General features: G+C 26.9%; 20 protein-coding genes. 4 read left to right on the forward strand and 16 right to left on the reverse strand.

The window, feature by feature from the left end:
* Positions 1–83: 83 nt before the first annotated feature.
* Both BLS77_RS08555 and BLS77_RS08560 read right to left on the reverse strand, forming a co-directional pair.
* A complete protein-coding gene (locus tag BLS77_RS08555) occupies positions 84–3,269 on the reverse strand; it encodes a DEAD/DEAH box helicase (protein WP_089968215.1) in 3,186 nt (1,061 codons plus the stop codon).
* 229 nt (positions 3,270–3,498) lie between these two features.
* A complete protein-coding gene (locus tag BLS77_RS08560) occupies positions 3,499–3,879 on the reverse strand; it encodes a desulfoferrodoxin (RefSeq protein WP_089968217.1) in 381 nt (126 codons plus the stop codon).
* Between the two features lie 178 nt (positions 3,880–4,057).
* Between BLS77_RS08560 and BLS77_RS08565 the strand changes: the two genes are divergently transcribed.
* Both BLS77_RS08565 and BLS77_RS08570 read left to right on the forward strand, forming a co-directional pair.
* Positions 4,058–4,264 (forward strand): heavy-metal-associated domain-containing protein, encoded by a 207-nt coding sequence (locus tag BLS77_RS08565; protein WP_089968219.1) that lies wholly within the window; start codon positions 4,058–4,060, stop codon positions 4,262–4,264.
* Positions 4,265–4,332: 68 nt separating this feature from the next.
* The gene (locus tag BLS77_RS08570) at positions 4,333–4,545 is read left to right on the forward strand and encodes a cold-shock protein (RefSeq protein WP_089968222.1); all 213 of its coding nucleotides are present in this window, start codon (positions 4,333–4,335) and stop codon (positions 4,543–4,545) included.
* A gap of 101 nt (positions 4,546–4,646) precedes the next feature.
* Here BLS77_RS08570 and BLS77_RS08575 read toward each other — a convergent pair whose 3' ends face one another.
* The 9 genes from BLS77_RS08575 to BLS77_RS08610 all read right to left on the reverse strand — a co-directional run bounded on the left by BLS77_RS08575 (position 4,647) and on the right by BLS77_RS08610 (position 11,822).
* Positions 4,647–5,132, reverse strand: a complete 486-nt coding sequence (locus BLS77_RS08575) for an NUDIX hydrolase (RefSeq protein ID WP_207648686.1) — start codon at positions 5,130–5,132, stop codon at positions 4,647–4,649.
* A gap of 112 nt (positions 5,133–5,244) precedes the next feature.
* Positions 5,245–6,264 (reverse strand): ABC transporter permease, encoded by a 1,020-nt coding sequence (locus BLS77_RS08580; protein ID WP_089968223.1) that lies wholly within the window; start codon positions 6,262–6,264, stop codon positions 5,245–5,247.
* On the reverse strand, positions 6,264–7,010 hold the full coding sequence (locus BLS77_RS08585; protein WP_089968224.1) for an ABC transporter permease: 747 nt from the start codon (positions 7,008–7,010) through the stop codon (positions 6,264–6,266). The genes BLS77_RS08580 and BLS77_RS08585 overlap by 1 nt, the downstream gene beginning before the upstream one ends.
* Before the next feature lie 13 nt (positions 7,011–7,023).
* Positions 7,024–7,770: an ABC transporter ATP-binding protein gene (locus BLS77_RS08590; protein ID WP_089968228.1), complete on the reverse strand. Its 747-nt coding sequence runs from the start codon at positions 7,768–7,770 to the stop codon at positions 7,024–7,026.
* 98 nt (positions 7,771–7,868) lie between these two features.
* Positions 7,869–8,588: a PadR family transcriptional regulator gene (locus tag BLS77_RS08595; RefSeq protein WP_089968229.1), complete on the reverse strand. Its 720-nt coding sequence runs from the start codon at positions 8,586–8,588 to the stop codon at positions 7,869–7,871.
* Between the two features lie 179 nt (positions 8,589–8,767).
* A complete protein-coding gene (locus BLS77_RS19870; protein ID WP_167865442.1) occupies positions 8,768–8,917 on the reverse strand; it encodes a hypothetical protein in 150 nt (49 codons plus the stop codon).
* A 14-nt stretch (positions 8,918–8,931) separates the two neighbouring features.
* Positions 8,932–9,300 carry a hypothetical protein gene (locus BLS77_RS08600; protein WP_089968232.1) on the reverse strand — a complete coding sequence of 123 codons (369 nt, stop codon included), beginning with the start codon at positions 9,298–9,300 and terminating at the stop codon, positions 8,932–8,934.
* Between the two features lie 144 nt (positions 9,301–9,444).
* The gene (gene pdxR, locus BLS77_RS08605; protein WP_423231029.1) at positions 9,445–10,905 is read right to left on the reverse strand and encodes a MocR-like pyridoxine biosynthesis transcription factor PdxR; all 1,461 of its coding nucleotides are present in this window, start codon (positions 10,903–10,905) and stop codon (positions 9,445–9,447) included.
* Between the two features lie 17 nt (positions 10,906–10,922).
* A complete protein-coding gene (locus BLS77_RS08610) occupies positions 10,923–11,822 on the reverse strand; it encodes a D-alanine--D-alanine ligase (protein WP_089968237.1) in 900 nt (299 codons plus the stop codon).
* Positions 11,823–11,991: 169 nt separating this feature from the next.
* On the opposite strand from BLS77_RS08610, the gene BLS77_RS08615 reads away from it, so the two are divergent.
* The gene (locus tag BLS77_RS08615) at positions 11,992–12,786 is read left to right on the forward strand and encodes a histidinol-phosphatase HisJ family protein (protein ID WP_089968240.1); all 795 of its coding nucleotides are present in this window, start codon (positions 11,992–11,994) and stop codon (positions 12,784–12,786) included.
* Here the strand turns inward: BLS77_RS08615 and BLS77_RS19875 are convergent.
* Positions 12,732–13,007, reverse strand: coding sequence for a hypothetical protein (locus BLS77_RS19875; protein WP_089968243.1), 276 nt, complete (start codon positions 13,005–13,007; stop codon positions 12,732–12,734). The two genes, BLS77_RS08615 and BLS77_RS19875, sit on opposite strands and share 55 nt — an antisense overlap.
* A gap of 287 nt (positions 13,008–13,294) precedes the next feature.
* Between BLS77_RS19875 and BLS77_RS08625 the strand changes: the two genes are divergently transcribed.
* A complete protein-coding gene (locus BLS77_RS08625) occupies positions 13,295–13,714 on the forward strand; it encodes a 2'-5' RNA ligase family protein (protein ID WP_242873964.1) in 420 nt (139 codons plus the stop codon).
* 70 nt (positions 13,715–13,784) lie between these two features.
* Here the strand turns inward: BLS77_RS08625 and BLS77_RS08630 are convergent, their stop codons facing one another.
* The 4 genes from BLS77_RS08630 to BLS77_RS08650 form a co-directional block, all read right to left on the reverse strand.
* Positions 13,785–14,240 (reverse strand): ASCH domain-containing protein, encoded by a 456-nt coding sequence (locus BLS77_RS08630; protein WP_089968248.1) that lies wholly within the window; start codon positions 14,238–14,240, stop codon positions 13,785–13,787.
* A 263-nt stretch (positions 14,241–14,503) separates the two neighbouring features.
* Entirely contained in the window at positions 14,504–15,517 is a 1,014-nt protein-coding gene (locus tag BLS77_RS08635) for a serine hydrolase domain-containing protein (RefSeq protein WP_242873961.1), read from the reverse strand.
* Positions 15,518–15,609: 92 nt separating this feature from the next.
* On the reverse strand, positions 15,610–16,710 hold the full coding sequence (locus BLS77_RS08640) for a serine hydrolase domain-containing protein (RefSeq protein WP_089968254.1): 1,101 nt from the start codon (positions 16,708–16,710) through the stop codon (positions 15,610–15,612).
* A 234-nt stretch (positions 16,711–16,944) separates the two neighbouring features.
* A complete protein-coding gene (locus tag BLS77_RS08650; RefSeq protein WP_089968260.1) occupies positions 16,945–17,490 on the reverse strand; it encodes a cysteine hydrolase family protein in 546 nt (181 codons plus the stop codon).
* Between the last annotated feature and the right edge of the window lie 226 nt (positions 17,491–17,716).

Consider the following 17,716-nt stretch of genomic DNA (forward strand, 5'->3'; position numbering starts at 1 on the left):
CTTTCTTTGTTATATTTCCATTGTTCAGACTCCTATACTTATAAGGAATTTTCAAGAAATAACTAGTCCATATAGTATTTTTTCTAATTAAAAAGACTCAAAATTTCTTCATCTGTTAATTTACTTAATATTTTTCCATCCATTACTTCTCCATTCATTACATTATTAATAAGTTCTTTTTTACTTTCTTGTAATTTCACTATTTTTTCTTCTATAGTACCTTGTGAAATTAATTTTATTACTTCTACAACTTTCTTTTGCCCTATTCTATGAGCTCTATCTGTTGCTTGCTCTTCAATAGCTGGGTTCCACCATGGATCAAAATGAATAACCAAGTTAGCTGAAGTTAGGTTTAATCCTGTTCCTCCTGCTTTTAGAGATATTAAAAATACTTTTATATGAGGACTTTCATTAAATTTATTCACAAGATTTATCCTTTCTTTGGCTTTAACGCTACCATCTAGATATAAATATTCTATATCTTCTTTAGCTATTTCTTCTTCTATTTTCTTTAATACAGATGTGAATTGAGAAAATATTAATATCTTTTTATTACAATCTATTGCATTACTCACAATATCAATTGTGGCTTTTATCTTTCCACTTCCACCTGAGTATTCTTTAATTAAAATTGATGGATCTAGACATAGTTGTCTAAGCTTTGTTAAATAAGAGAATATTGTTATTTTATCTTCTTTATTTAACTTCATTTTTGATTTAACATCCTTCATATAACTTTTATAAATTTGTTTTTGTGCAACTGTCATTTCCACCAAATATTTTTTCTCTATTTTATCTGGAAGTTCTTCTGCAACATCTTTCTTTAATCTTCTTAATATAAATGGTTTAATTAATGTTTTTAATTCTTCAATATTCTTTCCACCAGTATTTATAAATTTTTCTTTAAACTTCTGCTGGGTATAAAGAAATCTAGGCATTATAAAATCAAATATCGACCAAAGCTCAGTAAGATTATTTTCAATAGGTGTTCCTGTTAATGCAATTCTACACTTTGCATTAATGCTTTTAACTATGTTTGTATTTTGAGATGTAGGATTTTTAATATTTTGAGCTTCATCAATAATACAATAATCAAATATATTATTTTTATAATTTTCAAAGTCATTTCTTAATGTTCCATAGGTAGTAAGAAGCACATCATACTCCTGCTGCTTTTCTAATACCTTTGCTCTTTCATCCAAACTTCCATGAATTATACCAATCTTAAGAGTTGGTGCAAAATTACTAAATTCATCTTTCCAATTATAAATTAAAGATGTTGGAGTAATAACTAAAGTTTTGCTCCCTTTTTTTGAAAGTAAAAATGCTATGGTTTGTATTGTTTTTCCAAGACCCATTTCATCTGCTAAAATCCCACCAAACCCCATATTAGATAATTCTGCAAGCCAATTATATCCTACTAACTGATAAAATCTTAATGTAGCATTTAAATCTTTTGGAGCTTTCAGATTTTTATATTCTCTATTAGTCAGGCTTTCTCTTATACTTTTAAGTGCCTCTTCCCCCTTGATAAAATCTAGACCTTTATTTTTAATAATATTATCTAAATAAAGCGCCTTATTTCTATCTATTTTTATAATATCTTCTTTTAATTTTTCTCCATTACTTAAGTCTTCTATTAAATTCAAAAATCCTACTACTCTTTTATCTGTCAAATCTAAAAAATCATTTTTTTCAGTTTTAAAAAAGCTTCTATTTTCTTTAACTGAATTTAAAGAACTTTGTAGTTCTCTCAAACTTAAATCTCCTACATTATATTTAAAGAAAAAATAGCCATCTTCCTCTTCTATTTCCCCATCAATAAACGTTGAATTTATTAACCTCATTTTCTTAAACTCATTAGATAAATGTATTTCGCCTAATTTTCTAAGATTTTCTAATTCAAAAGATAATAAATTGAAAATATCCTCATCTTCCCCTATAAATACAAAGCTACCCTCTTTCTTTATAAATCTAAGTCTTTCAAGTTCCATACAAATTTTATCTTCCTTTTTTAAATCTCTTAAAAAACCTTTATTGTTAGATTCATTTATTAATTCTATTTTTTCTCCTAAATAATTAATCTTAACTCTGCAATAAACCTTATTATCATATTTTTCAAAATGAAACTGTGGAAATGTTAATTTTTCTGTAAATTCCTTTACTCTTTCATCCAAGGTAATTTCATTCGATATTTTTTTTAGTATATTAATTAATTTTTCTAATACCTCTATTGATTTATTAAACTTAATTTGCCCCTTACTTTTCAATTCATTATATAAGGGTTTATAATACTTTATCTGTTCCATTGATGGAAGATATAACTTTCTATCATAAATATAAACATCATTATTTTCATTAAGTGGTATAGGAAACTTCTTTTTGGTTCTTAAAATAAAAAAATCCCCTTCTAACTTTAGATTAAATCCTATTGGTAAATCTTTTCTTAAAACTTCTGAAGCGTAATCTAAATAATCATAATTCAAGACTATTTTCTTTTTTGAATTTACTAGGTTTAAAAATTCTCTTAAAGTATTTGGTGCAATTCTTAATAATTTTCCTTTTGCCATTTGATAACTTCCATTTTTTAAATCTTTATTTAACTCTATGTATTCTTTTATAAAATTTAAAACCGATTCATCTTCAGCGCAAAATATATCCTCATAAGGTTTATATGTAAATTCTTTATTAAATGTATTTGGTCTATTTAGATTTCTTGTATTAATAAATTCTTCTAGTGAATTTATTAAATTAGTACTTTTTCTTCCTATTCTAAATTCAGCCTCATAATAGTTTGCATACTTCTCATTAACATGTTTTAGTTTTATATCTAGGTTAAGAGGCGAAACTTCGTCATTACTTTTTACTGACTTTAAAATACTATTACCCTTATTTTCACTTTTTTCACCTTCTGCACTTTTTTCTTTATCACTTATTATTTTCTTTTTAGCTAAATCATAAAACATGTACATTATTGCCAGATTATGTTTACATACATATATATTAGTAAGCTTAGAATTATCCTCAGATTCATTACAAGTACACTTACAACTTAGCAGAGTTTCATTTTTAATATTTATTTTGATATGGGAATTGAATTCACTAGTACTATTTTCATTTTTAACTTTTCCATATATATTATATATAAAATCTATTTTTTTGCTTTTTATATTTGAGGCTAACCCTTTATTAAAGATTAACTCCCCTTCTTTTCTATTAAAGTTAGATCCCGAATCTAATACTTTATCTACTAATTCTTTTAAATTCATCTACTCACCCTATTCTATTTATTTGCTTGTTATTTTTTTGAAAATCCATTCTATAGATTATAATATCATATCTAGTCTAAAATAAGACATATGCAAATAAATAACAAATCAGTATTGTTGTATTTATTTTAATATGCCTAATATAAAATAATATTGATTTTAAAAATAAAAAAGACCAGAATCTAATATTTCTATTGATTCTAGCCTTGATAATTTATTTTACAATGCCTTATTTAGTTTTCCAAAGTCCATGTATGTTGCAATATTCTCTAACTGTTTCGATTTCTCCATCAATTTTAAATGTAGCTTCTGGAGATTCTCCTGGTTTCAATTCTTTTCTAAAAATTGTTCCATCAGTTGTTATAACTTCTATCCACTGTATATAATGTTTTTCTTCCATAGGATGTGTTACTGATCCTACTTTCACATTTACTCCACCATTTATTTTTTCTACAACTGGTATATGTTTTTCTGTAGCTGCATCAACTGAATTTTCTTTAAGTAATGTCATTGGTTTATTGCAACACACAAGTGTTCCACCTCCGCCATTAATAACCTCAACCATAGACCCACATATTTCACAACAATAAATTTCATTTTTCTTACTCATTAAAGTACCTCCTTATTTATGTTATCTTGTATTTGTATCTCTTTAATAAATAGTATATCATAACTATTTATTAAAGAGATACAAATGTTCAAAATATTAAAATATATTTAATTGTAATATAACTATCCTACTTTGAGCATACTACTTTTATAACTTTTTTTAGAAAGGAGTCGATAACATGGAAAGAGAACACTATCTTATTAATGATCTTACTAATGAAAATGTTAAAACTCAAGTTAAGAATGCTCTTGAAAAAATTGAAGGTGTAAATAAGGTTTGTATTGACCTTGGACGTGGAAGCGTTGAAGTTATATATAATGAACCTGCTACACGAGATGAAATTAAAATTTGTATAGAAGATACAGGACATAAAATTCAATACTAATAGCTATCTAAATAAATGAATATATCCTTTACTCTGTTCTATAAGATATATCCAAAGGAGTGATAATAATGGCTAGTTATACTGGTGTTGTTAAATGGTTTAATGAAGAAAATGGATATGGATTTATATCCTGTAATGAAGGTGCTGATGTTTTTGTTCATCATTCTCAAGTAAAAGAGAAAGGTAATAATAAGGATCTTCATGAAGGTGAAAATGTAACTTTTGACATACAACAAGAAGAAAAGGGTCCAACAGCCTTTAACGTTCAAAAAATGGATTAATTTCAAATTCAAAAGCATTAACCATAATTTGGTTAATGCTTTTTATAATTATAAACTAGTAATATTTATTATTATTTGATTGTGCCTTATTTAAAACTTTATTAATATTTATTTTCAACTATATGCGTAATGCTATTAGGTAATTTCAAAATATTCTCTTTTATAAATAGAGGGTATACATATAAGTCTTTAATTTCTTCTAATGGTTTCCAGTAGAAAACAAGTCTATGCGTCCCACCTTCAGTCATAATAAACTCATTTCCTTTTTCAAATATTTTTTCATCATTTAATTCTAATAAATAATAAAATCCTATTTCATGAAAATTTTCTCCAGACTCATCATCTTTGAAAAAATTTTCTACTATCCATAGCATTCTTTTCACCTTAACATCAATATTAATTTCTTCTCTTATCTCTCTTTTTATTGCATCAGTACTAAGTTCCTGCAATCCAACCTTTCCACCCGGAATATAATAATATGGAGAGTTTTCATCTTTCATAACTAGCAATTTATTGTTATGAATAATGATTCCAGCTACTCTATAGACAAACCGTACTGTTTCCGTTTTAAATGTAATATCTGTCACCTTACTACCTCCAAATAATTCTATACTTTTCTAACTTAGGCATCTGTAAATAAATAGAAAGTCAGTATTTTTATCTTTTTAATTATACCATAATTTACTATATTATTTGTAATTAAACAAATTTCTTTTTGCCTAATTTACAAGAACCTATAACCATTATTATTGATAAACATAGTATAATCGCCATTGGCACTAATATATCAGTATTATCTACTCCTTGTTCTATTTTCTTAATAAATACAACTAACCATTTTGTTATAGTCACATTACTTACATACTTTAATGATGTAGGCATTTTATCTAAAGGTAAAAATCCGCCTCCAAGCAATGACATTATTAAGGCAGTTCCCGATGCAACTATACTAGCTTGTAAGTCACTTTTACATAAAGCAACGATAAAGCTACTTAAGCTGGTTGCAATAATAGCTATAGTAAATCCAATAACAAGTAACTGCATTCCAGTAATTCCAATATCTATTGGCAAACTCATTAATATAATAATCGCTATTATTATTTGTACAATTGTATTTAAGATATTATATAAATAGGTTCCTAATATATATATAATTGGTTTATGGAGAGATATTAAAAACCGTTTTAATATCCCATCTTCCTTATCCTTTATTAAATTACAGGCTGATAAGGTACATGTTATTATTAATGTTAATAATATAAACCCACCACTTCTTTCTGCTACTGTCATCTTTTCATTTTCTATTTTTAATAAAGCATCTTCAAATCCTTTTAGCTCTTTATTTGAAAAATATCCATTTATAATTTGCTTAATATTTTCATTAGCCTCAGGATCTAAAGAAGTTACTTTGAAGGATTCATCCTTATTTAGTTGAATTATAGCTGCATATTTTCCAAGAATCATATCAGTATTAATACTTTCTTCCTTGGCTGTCTTTATATTTAATCCATTTATGAAACTAGATTCTTCTTTAAGTTCCTCATATATATTTCCTGACCCATTATTAATTATCCCTATATTAATAGAAGGTTTCATAATGCTATTAATAGCTATTGCAGCTATTATTGAAATAACCGGAATTAACAATCCTAATATTAGTTTTTTTTTATATTTTAAACTTCTTCTAAACTCATTATTTACAACTATTAATATACCCATTATAGAAACATCTCCCGTCTAAATCTTTTAACAGCTCCAAATGTAAATATTATACCTAAAGCTAATGTTATACCTACTGCTACAAAATAAACCTTAATATTATTATCATTGATCATTAAAAATATACCTCTATTAATCCACGTTAATGGTGATATATAACTTATAATTTCTATAGTTCTTCCTAAAGATCCTATAGGAAAGAAACTTCCACCTAACATTGCCATAATTAATATTGGAGTGCTTATAAAATTTTTAATTTGCATAAAGTCTTTGGTACTTACCCCTACAAAAGTACCAATTGCACAGGACATAAACGCCACTATTGAAAATAAAATATACAAATGAAAAAACTTCCCACAGTAATCTACCTTAAATAGAAATTTACATATTCCCATTAAGATGAAATTATAGATCATTATAGAAATAGTAGATGGTATAATTTTAGATAGTACTATAGCAGCCTTACTAATTGGGGCTATAATAAACCTTTCTCCGCATTTATACATGCTTTCTTCTCTTGTAACATATACAAGCGTTACTGATTCTAAAAATATACAAAAAGGTATAGTTACCACACTATAATAATAGTATGAAGTTATTCCATCCTCTCCCGAAAAATAATTTGATGCCATATATCCAAGAATCCCTATTAAAAACAAAGGAAATACAGTTCCATAACTTATTAAAAAAGAATCCTTAATTCTTCTCTTCATCCCCATTTTAAATAATACATTAAACCCACTCATAACTTCACATCTCCTAATCTCTTAATTCTTTTCCAGTTAAGTATAAGAAAATTTCTTCTAAACTATTTAGACCTTTTTCCTTATATTTTTTCTTAATTTCTTCTTTATAACCTTCCTCAATTATTTTGCCTTCATCTACTATAATTAGCCTTGAACATATAGCCTCAACCTCTTCCATGTAATGCGATATATATATTACCGATGTCCCCTCATCTCTAAGTTTCTTTGTTACTTCTAATATCTTATTTCTTGACTGAGGATCTATTCCAACTGTTGGCTCATCTAAAATTAATATTTTAGGTCTATGCACTATTGAACAAGCTATATTAAGTCTTCTCTTCATTCCACCTGAGAAAGAATCTGGATAATCATTTTTTCTATCCCAAAGCCCAACATTCTCTAATGCCTCTTTAGTACTTTCTTTTAATTCATTTCCTTTTAATCCATATAAAGAACCGAAGAACTTTACATTATCATAAGCAGAAAGATCTGAAAAAAGTGCAATATCTTGTGGAACTAACCCTAATTGCCTTTTAAACTCTTCTTGATTTTCTTTAACATATTTGCCTTTAAATAATACAGAACCTTCATCCATATTTAATATTGTACATATCATATTTGTAACTGTGCTTTTCCCAGCTCCATTAGGTCCTAATAATCCAACAATCTCTTTTTCTCTAATATCAAATGTTATTCCTTTTACTACTTGTCTATCCCCAAAACTTTTCTTCAATTCTTTAATTTCTAAAACTTTTTTCATTTTAGCACCCCTATATTAAATATTTTATATACAACATTTAGTATTAACCTTAAAATTTTAGCAATGACTTATCATTGCTAAGTATTTTAAAAACATATTTAGTTTTTTTCTTCTCCAATAATAGTTATTAATCTTTCTAAAGCATTTTTAGCTCCAGTAGGATCATTTAATATAATATTTTTTAATTCTTTTAAGCTTGCTTTATTGATATTAATATCCTTTGAATCCTTTTCATCTAACTCTGCAAAATTAAAACTTTTAATCATAACTTCATTCTTTTCGCTTAATTCACAATATAAATCAAATTCTTCAATTAAGCTTTCATGCCATTTAATTTCATATTCATAGTTACATATAGTCATTTCAAAAGAAAGCCTTTCCACTTGTGTACTACAATCATTTATTTTTATACCTTTCCAATAATTCCAGTATTCTAACTTTTTATTAAGCTCTTTTATACGGTCTTCAATTATACTAATAGCTTCATCTTTATCTAATTTATTAAATGTTATTGGTAAAATAAATTTATCTATATTCAAAGGAACTAAAGGCTTATCTAATTTTTTTTCAATTTCCTTCTTAAGTTCAATTACTCCTAAATCAGTAATTTCATATATACGCCTTACCCTTGACCCTCGGTTTTCTTCCCTTACTAGTCTTATTTCTCCATTTTTATCCATTTTACTTAAAGCATAATATATGGAGCCAGCTTTAATATTTGTCCAGGCTTCAAACCCACTTGCTTGTATAAACTTTTGAATTTCATATCCATGTGTAGCTTTAATATTTAAATAATATAAAATTAGTACTTTAACCATATTGACTCCTTACTATTGTAATTTTAAAATATAAAACCTTGTATATTTTTCTCTTATTATCATATTATACTAAACCTTGTATAGTGTCAATAATAGTTAATATTTTTTAGTACTATTTTATTGTGCTAAATATCTAGTAATAATTAAAAACTTCTTGTAAGGTCATTTTTGACCACTAACTATTCTGCTGAGTATTTTTTTATTTCTTCAAACTCTTCTTTTGTTATTCCTAACATACTAATTATAGTTTCATCATCTAATCCTAATGCTGTCAATTTTTTAACTCTTCCAATCATTGTTGTTATTTCTACTGTTTGTTTTATTCCCATTTTAAATCCTCCTCTTAAAGTCCATTTACTTTATTTTCTATCGGATTATACATATATAATAAGTCAATTATAAAATTTCTAGTATCTGAGTCTAATTTTCTAGTACTTGAAATAGATTTCACTTGAAAAAATTTACTTACTAAACTATATGCTAGTTCACAAATAAACAATCCATTCTTAGCTATCCTAGAATCTTTTAATAATTCCTTGAAATTAATACCCATTTCATTTATATAATCTTTAGTTATGCAATATACTTCTTCAATACTTAACAGTTTTAAGGCTATGTCAAAATCATATTCTCTTTCTTTTGGAAACTGCTTAAGTAAACCTAAATAATTATCAATATGTTTTGAATTTACAAATTCTATTTTATTTTCCATTACCACTCATCTCCTTTAAACTAATTGTATAATAGAAATTTGTCAATTTTGTTTCAAATCAATACTCTTAATAAAATTTTAATAATTTCCCCTTAATATATATTTTTCAAATAAACAAATATAGATACATCAATTTATTATCCCTCATAATCCTATCCTCCCTATATTTCTATATTCCTCTAAACATTCACCAATAATTTTAATTCCCTCTTCAATTTCTTCTAAAGTTAATCTTGATAAACCTAGTCTTAATGTATTTTTTCCAGTATTATCTACCGTGAATATATCTCCTGGTGTAAATATAACATTTCTTTTATAGCATTTTTGAAGTAGTTCTCTTGAATTTACACCATCTATTCCTATATAAATGTGCAAGCCTCCCTCTCCGTATATAAATGTTGGCTTGATATATTTATTTATACATTCTAATGCAAATTCGTATCTTTCTTTATAAGATTTCCTCACTTTTTTAACATGCTTTTCAAAAGCTCCAGATTTTAAATATTCATATAATATTCCTTGATCTAAAAATGATGTATGAATATTTTTGCATCTTTTAACGCTTTCTAAGGTTTCTATTATCTTTTTATCTCCAACTATCCATCCAACTCTAATTCCTGGAAATAATATTTTTGAGAAACTTCCTATATAAACAACTCCGCTTCCACCTTTATCTAAAGCCGCAAGTGGAGAAATATGTGTACTATTATATAGAAGTTCCTCATTAAATCCATCCTCTATTATTGGAACATTATATTTTTTGAATATATTGTAAACTTGATATCTTTTTTCTCCAGTTATTACTATACCTGTAGGATTATGATATGAAGGAATTAAATATCCAAACTTAATTCCGCCTAACTTTAATTTATCTTCAAGCTCCTCAACATCTATTCCATCTTGTTTCATATTTACTCCAACTATATCTAACCCATGAACTTTCATAATCTTTATAGATGTGTTATGCGTGGGATTTTCACATATAATCTTATCTCCTGGATTTGTATAAGCTGTAAGTAACATTTCTAGCCCTTCTGTAAATCCATTAGTTATTATAATGTCTTTATTGTTTGTTTGAATCCCCTTTCCATTCATATATTCTAAAAGGTATTCCATTAATGGCTTATAACCTTTTGCATATCCATAATTCAATATTTTGTGACCTTCTATTGAGATTCTATTTAGGAAAGCTTTTTTAAATTCATCCATATCAAAAAGATTTCCATCTGGCGAAATGCTCTTAAATGAAATTAAATTCTTTTCCCAAGAAATTTCATGTTTAACTATATCCAATTTTTCTGCAAGTTTACCATAACTATTAGTTCTTTCTTCCCATTTTACTTTCCAACCATCTTCATTAATAAATTTCTTTATAGAAATAAATGTACCTTTTCCCTTTATTGTATATACTACACCTTCACATTTCAGGTTTTCATAAGCAGTTATTACTGAATTACGGCTCACATTTAAAAGTTTTCCAAGTTCTCTTGTTGCTGGTAGTTTTCCATTATTAACAACCATACCATCTTTAATCATATCTTTTATATAGTTTTCAATTTGTAAATAGATAGGTTCTTCTTTATTAAAAACGAAACTAGAAAATATCAATATTTTTTCAACTCCTAAATAAGTGAATACTCTATTATCTTGTCTAATAATTCACTAAATTCTATTCCTTTTGCCTTTGCACTTTTAGGAATAATACTTGAAGTTGTCATACCTGGCAATGTATTAACTTCAAGTACATATGGTATTCCATTACTTACTATCATATCAATTCTACAATAGCTCTTGCAACCTAAAACATCCCAAATATCCTTTGAAATTTCATTTACCTTTGATTGTAAGCTTTCTTCTAATTTTACAACAGTCTCTTCTGCACCACCTTTATCATATTTAGATGAGTAATCGAAGAATTCACCATTTTTAGCCTTTATAATTACAGTTGGAAAAACTTCTCCATTTAAAACAAACGAGGTAATTTCTTCTCCATTAATATATTTTTCTATTATAACCTCATTATCATATTTTAGACCTTCTCTTACAGCATTTTCTACATCCTTTTCATATTTAACACAAAAAGTTGCCACACTAGATCCACCATTATTAGGTTTTATAAAAATAGGATAATCAAATGTTCTTATTTTTTCATAATTAATTTCCTCTATTGATTTAACTGTAATCCATGGTGCTGTTTTAACTCCAACAGTTTGAATAATTCTTTTAGTAAGTCCCTTATTCATACAAACCGAACTAGTTAATACCCCACATCCGCTATAAGGAATTTCTAAAGATTCAAGCAAGCCTTGAATTGTTCCATCTTCACCAAAATGACCATGTAATGCTATAAATGCAAAATCAATGCCCTTAACTTTTTCAATAACCTCACTTTTAGAATTTATTAATATTGGTATTATTTCTTTATAGTTATTAATGTTTAAATTCCTTAACACTTCTCTTCCCGACATTAAGGATATTTCTCTTTCTGAAGATACTCCACCCATTATTACTCCAATTCTCATTTAAAACACTCCTTAATACTTCTTATGCTTTTATTATATGAATCTATCCTTAAATAAAAAAGGACCACTCCCAATGTAAATATTGAGGTTAGTGGTCCACTATATATAATTTTATAATTATATATAGTATAATTTAGAATATATTAATATTCATAAAGGAGATTTTTTTATGTTTTATGATTACCATATGCACTGTAGTTATTCAGCTGATTCAAATACCCCTATGAAGGATATGATAGAAAAATCAATAGAATTAGGGCTTAAAGAAATTTGTTTCACAGATCATGTAGATTATGATGTAATCGGCAACCCTAATGTTAAGGTTGATTACAATAAATATTTTGAGGAAATAGATTTTTTTAAAAATAAATACGCCAATGCTATTTCTATTAAAAAAGGAATTGAAATGGGGCTTCAGTCTCATATATTAGATAGATGTTCTAAAGAGATAAGAGAACATGATTTTGATTTTGTTATAGGATCTATTCATACTATAAATAAAAATGAGTTATTTACTGGAGATTTCCATAAGGGTAAAACTCAATATGAGGCCTATGAAGGTTACTATAAAACTTTATTAGAAATAATTAGTTCTTTTAATGATTATTCTGTTTTAGGACACCTTGATTTAATCAAAAGATATGGTAACTATGATTATGTTTTAGATGACAGCTTATTTTCTGATTATTTAGAAGCTATTCTTAAAAAAGTTATTCAAAATGGTAAGGGAATTGAATTTAATACATCTTCTTTTAGATATAATCTTAAGGATTTAACTCCCTCTATAAACATCCTTAAAATGTATAAGGACTTAGGAGGAGAAATTATTACTGTTGGGTCTGACTCACATAACCCAGGTCAAGTAGCCTTTAATTTTGAATATGTTCATAATATCCTTAGGGATATTGGTTATAAATATGTTTGTAGATTTGATAAAATGAATGTTGAATTTATAAAACTATAATTTATTTGGATAATACTAAACTTCTTTTCTTCCCTAGAAGTTTTGTAGATTCCTATAACAAAAAATGCCACTGCAAATAATAATATTACAAATAAATATTTATATATCTCCTTAATGCTTCCACCTTGCTGAATATCTATTATTGACTGCATTGCCCACCTTGTTGGCGTAAAATATGATATCTTTTCAATAACTGGAGGCATTATTTCTATGCTTTCCATATTATAAAGTTTTTCTAAATCTATTATTATATCCAGTTAAAATATATTAAACAGTGTGTTATGTCTAAGGCTTCTCCTACTAATTTTATTTATTGGTAAATTTTGTTTGTTATCTGTTTTTATTCGTGTATAATTAATATGTAAACTAACTAATAATTGCATTATATTATTGATAAAAGGGTGGGGTAAAAAGATGTATTATTATTTTTCCAAAATTTGAAAATTTAGAAATAATAAATAAAGTTAGAGATCAACATGACCCTCTAGCTAATCATGTAAGACCTCATATAACACTAGTTTTTCCATTTGATAGCGATATAAAAACTGTTTCTTTAAAAGAGCATATTTCATCTGCTTTATCTGATTTTGCTCCATTTGAAATTATTCTTAGTGGAATTACACCAACAGATTCTTTTGGAAAATACCTATTTCTTAATATACAAAGTGGCAATGATGAAATTATTCAATTACATAAAAGATTATATACAGGCATTTTAGAAAGTTATTATCCCGAATGGTTAAAGGGGAATAATTTCTTGCCCCATATGACAGTGGGATATTTTGATAATGAAGAAAAATTTAAAATTGCAATTAATGATACTAAAAATATTGTTGATTCTTTTAAAACTACTGTTAATGAAATTAGTGTAGAAATCATTGATACAAACGCTGATTCAATTATAGAGCTTAACATCCCCTTAAAGTAATGTGTTTCTGAATTTTAATATTAAATGGATTAAAAGGTTGTCATGGACAACCTTTTAAAATTTACCTAATTTAAGCATTTTTCCAGACTACTTCAAATTCTTCACAAACAACCATCATACTTTCGTCAAAAACTTTTCCATATATATTTAATCCTTCACTGAAAACCCTTTCATGAACAAGCTTCCAATAAGCTAATGTTCTATCCCCTTCACCTTCTTTAAAAGCATGTTCTTCTGTTACTTCATTAAATGGTGTAGTATAAAATTTTGCTATCTTAATAATACACTTAGCATTACCATCCCAATCTAAAACAATACTTAAACTGCCAACTTTAGGTAACTCTTCATTTTCAATTTCATAGAAACATAAACCAGATGCTGTAGCAGTTTTTTCTCCTTTTACTACAAGTTCTGCTAATTCATTTGCATTTTTTTCATCACTGGCAAAATGCCATGATTCATATGTTTTATTTTTTTCTTCATTATATTTATTAATATATTCATTCCATATCTCTTGTACATTCATAACTTAATTCTCCTTATAATATCTAGTGTATCTCCTGCTACATCGATTTATTTTTTTGTTATATAAATAGACTACATATATTTAGTCTATTATTAAACTATTTTATGATTAGTACACAATTTCCACATATTGTCCTTGAATTACGAACTAAAAAATACCGCTTATTCACTTTAAATAATACGGTATTTCTATAAATATATTTTTAATTTTATTTTTACAATATTTTAAGAATGTGCAGTAACTACCTATATTAAGAATATCTTTTAAATTATCTTCTTAAAAGCACCTAACTTTTTACCATAAACTAATGAAGCAATCTCTCTACTTATATATGTACCACCAGTATCTTTCATTGATAAGCATGTGTATTTTACTAAATCATTGCTTAATACAACAATGGTAATATCGTCATCAATATATTTCTCAAAATGAGAAGTGTAACCATTTGGAATTGACCCACCATGGCATATACTTTTACAATCAAAATGGTTTTTTACAAACAATCCATATCCATATTTCACATATTTACCATTATGGTGAGGCTTTTGCATTTCCTTTACTATTTGAGTTTTCAATAGTTTACCGTCCTGAATTGCTCTATCAAGCAAATAAAAATCACCAACAGTTGATACAATATCACCACAAGCAAAGAACATTGATGGGTCCATATAGAACCCTTTTTCACCCTTAATATAATTATTTGCTACTTTTTTTTGTTCCTCGTCTATAAAACCTGAATTATTCATTTTAGCAGGAATAAATATATAATCTTTAACATATTGGTGATAGTTCATTCCAGAAACTATTTCAATTATCAATCCAAGAATAAGATAATTAGTATTACTGTACGACCATTTTTCACCAATAGGAAATTTCAATTTATAACCTTTTACAATTTGTAGTATTTCTTGGGGTGTATGATGCTCACCCCATTTTATTTCTTTTTTTAACATTATGTAGTTAGGTATACCAGAAGTATGATTCAGAAGATGATGAATTGTAATTCCATGACCCTTGTAGAAGTCTGGAATATAATCTTCAATATTATTTTGTGTTGAAAGCATACCTTTTTCTGATAACTGCATAATACATAATGCAGTTATTGCCTTTGTCATAGAACCAATCATGAATTTTGTTTGAGGTGTATTTTTTATTCCTTTTTCTTTATTTGAATATCCATATGATTCATTAAATATAATTTCATTATTTTTTGATAACAATACATTACCACTAAATTTTTTTTGTTTTTTAAAGTATTCATTTAAATTAATATTCATTATTGACCTCCTCCGATAACTTGTCCATATTTTATATATTCACTATTAAACTAGTTCGTATTACAAGGATATTGTTCAACAACACCAGTTCTTTAAACTTCACCTTGTAATGATTTTATAAGTTTTACTCCCATTACAGTTGCAGGGATTCTATAGCTTGGAGAAAGATTTGATAATATAACAACACCTACTTGTTTCTCTTTATCAAAAGCGATATAACTATTGAAGTTACTTGTCCCCCCATTATGCCAAACAATATTATTTTCCCGATCAATCAGCCAGCCAATACCTGCTTCATCCATCCTAATCCCCATTTTTTCATTTCTCTTTGATGTTGCATTTATGTTTGCAATAGTTTTATGGGCTTGTGAAAGATACTGTTTTTCCTCTGATATTTGTAATTGAACATACTTCATCATATCTGTAATTGTGGAAACAAGCCCTCCTGCCGGTAAGTACCCATCATTAGCATTCCAATGCCAGTATTCCTCTATAGCTCCAGTACCATCAGAAATCTTAGTATTTTGAAGTCCTAAATCATTATTAATAAAAGAATTCATCAGCGTAGTATAATCTGTATCATATATTTCTGCTAGGACACTTCCTACCACTGATAAGCCAAAGTTAGAATAGTTAAAGTCATAATCCTTATTCTTAAGTGCTACTTTACTAATTTTCTCATTGAGTTTTTCTTCACTAATACCATAAAAGTCATTCTTTTCACCTTTGAAAAAGTTTGATATCATTTGTCCATTAAAATAATATCCTTTAAACCCAGAAGTGTGTGTTACAAGTCTTCTTAAAGTAGGATAATATTCCTTTGGTGCCAAGTTCAAATAGTCATCAATTGAACTATCTAAAGTTATATTACCTCCATCAATTGCTTTACACAAAAGGCTAGTTGTGAATGTTTTTGTCAATGAACCTATTTCATATTCGTGTTCTTCACTTGGTAGCACCTCTCCATTGCTACCGTAGACTACAAATTCCATTTCCCCATTCTTTATAGTTCCCACTGTTATTCTAGCTTCATCATTGTTTTTTGTTGTATAACTTAACATTTCCTCAAATGTCATAGAAGGTATCAAACTCATTTTATAGGAAACTACGCAAAAAAATATCCCTGCACCAATAGATGAAGTAGATATTATAATAGCAATCCACTTTACTATTTTCCTATTCACCTTAACCATACTATCTAATTCTCCTCTTTAATTAAATTCATAACTTTACCTAGGATTTTTTTAAAAAATATACAATGATAAACGTGTTAACAAAGAACCATAAAATAAACAATCCTATTACTACAATGATTGAATTCCACATGTTAATTATCATATCTTGAGCATATACTATAAGTGCCATAATAACACCCGTCCATATCCCAGTTGCTAGAATAAAATTTTTAAGTGTTTTGCCTTCTATAATTAGCACCTCCCACTGTAAATTAATGTTTCTATTGTATTGTCTACACTTTCTATAATAGCAAATCTATCTTTAAATATATTAAAATTATAATATTCATATAAATCTTTTGCTAACATATTACCATTATTAAAAGTTGTATTTGTATTTTCTGGAATAATAAGCTTAAATCCATATTCAAAAGCTACTTTAACAGTAGTATCAATACAATATTCTGTTTGCATACCTGTGATTATTAACTTGTTTATTCCCCTACTATCTAGATACTCTTTTAATATTGTATTTCTAAAAGCAGAATTATAATTTTTATTTATTACCTTCTCCCCATTAATTGGAGCTACTTCTTTATAAATCTGCCATCCAGCACAGTTTGGTTCTAATTCTCCACCAATTTCATCACTATGTTGAATATAAATTACTTCCACTTCATTCTCTCTACTTATTTGCACTAATTTTTTAATATTACTTATAACCTCTTCTCTGTTATAAGGTTCTCCTAATACTAATGCATTTTGTACATCTACCACTAAAAGTACTATATTTTCCATACATTCATCCCCTTTACTATCTTATACCTTAATATTTAAACTCATTGTACTTGTTTGTATTTTTCTAAATACTCCTCTGTACTTTTTACTTCTGCAAAATTTGTTAAAGCAGAAATAAATGTCAGATATACATTCTTAGCCGAAAGAGTGTTACCTAAAATTAACAATTTTATTGTACCACAGCCATCATTAATTAGTATATGGCTAAAATTTAGTTCTTTAGCTT

This window comes from Clostridium gasigenes (genome assembly GCF_900104115.1).
In the GTDB taxonomy this organism is placed as follows: domain Bacteria; phylum Bacillota; class Clostridia; order Clostridiales; family Clostridiaceae; genus Clostridium; species Clostridium gasigenes.

Bases quoted from the DNA above. Each gene is read 5' to 3' on its own strand.
- BLS77_RS08585 (WP_089968224.1), bottom strand. From the start codon at position 7,010: ATGAGTGGGTTTAATGTATTATTTAAAATGGGGATGAAGAGAAGAATT.
- BLS77_RS08650 (WP_089968260.1), bottom strand. From the start codon at position 17,490: ATGGAAAATATAGTACTTTTAGTGGTAGATGTACAAAATGCATTAGTA.
- BLS77_RS08595 (WP_089968229.1), bottom strand. From the start codon at position 8,588: ATGGTTAAAGTACTAATTTTATATTATTTAAATATTAAAGCTACACAT.
- BLS77_RS08615 (WP_089968240.1), top strand. From the start codon at position 11,992: ATGTTTTATGATTACCATATGCACTGTAGTTATTCAGCTGATTCAAAT.
- BLS77_RS08610 (WP_089968237.1), bottom strand. From the start codon at position 11,822: ATGAGAATTGGAGTAATAATGGGTGGAGTATCTTCAGAAAGAGAAATA.
- BLS77_RS08565 (WP_089968219.1), top strand. From the start codon at position 4,058: ATGGAAAGAGAACACTATCTTATTAATGATCTTACTAATGAAAATGTT.
- BLS77_RS08570 (WP_089968222.1), top strand. From the start codon at position 4,333: ATGGCTAGTTATACTGGTGTTGTTAAATGGTTTAATGAAGAAAATGGA.
- BLS77_RS08640 (WP_089968254.1), bottom strand. From the start codon at position 16,710: ATGGTTAAGGTGAATAGGAAAATAGTAAAGTGGATTGCTATTATAATA.
- BLS77_RS19875 (WP_089968243.1), bottom strand. From the start codon at position 13,007: ATGGAAAGCATAGAAATAATGCCTCCAGTTATTGAAAAGATATCATAT.
- BLS77_RS08580 (WP_089968223.1), bottom strand. From the start codon at position 6,264: ATGGGTATATTAATAGTTGTAAATAATGAGTTTAGAAGAAGTTTAAAA.
- BLS77_RS08555 (WP_089968215.1), bottom strand. From the start codon at position 3,269: ATGAATTTAAAAGAATTAGTAGATAAAGTATTAGATTCGGGATCTAAC.
- BLS77_RS19870 (WP_167865442.1), bottom strand. From the start codon at position 8,917: ATGGGAATAAAACAAACAGTAGAAATAACAACAATGATTGGAAGAGTT.
- BLS77_RS08600 (WP_089968232.1), bottom strand. From the start codon at position 9,300: ATGGAAAATAAAATAGAATTTGTAAATTCAAAACATATTGATAATTAT.
- BLS77_RS08560 (WP_089968217.1), bottom strand. From the start codon at position 3,879: ATGAGTAAGAAAAATGAAATTTATTGTTGTGAAATATGTGGGTCTATG.
- BLS77_RS08590 (WP_089968228.1), bottom strand. From the start codon at position 7,770: ATGAAAAAAGTTTTAGAAATTAAAGAATTGAAGAAAAGTTTTGGGGAT.
- BLS77_RS08630 (WP_089968248.1), bottom strand. From the start codon at position 14,240: ATGAATGTACAAGAGATATGGAATGAATATATTAATAAATATAATGAA.
- BLS77_RS08635 (WP_242873961.1), bottom strand. From the start codon at position 15,517: ATGAATATTAATTTAAATGAATACTTTAAAAAACAAAAAAAATTTAGT.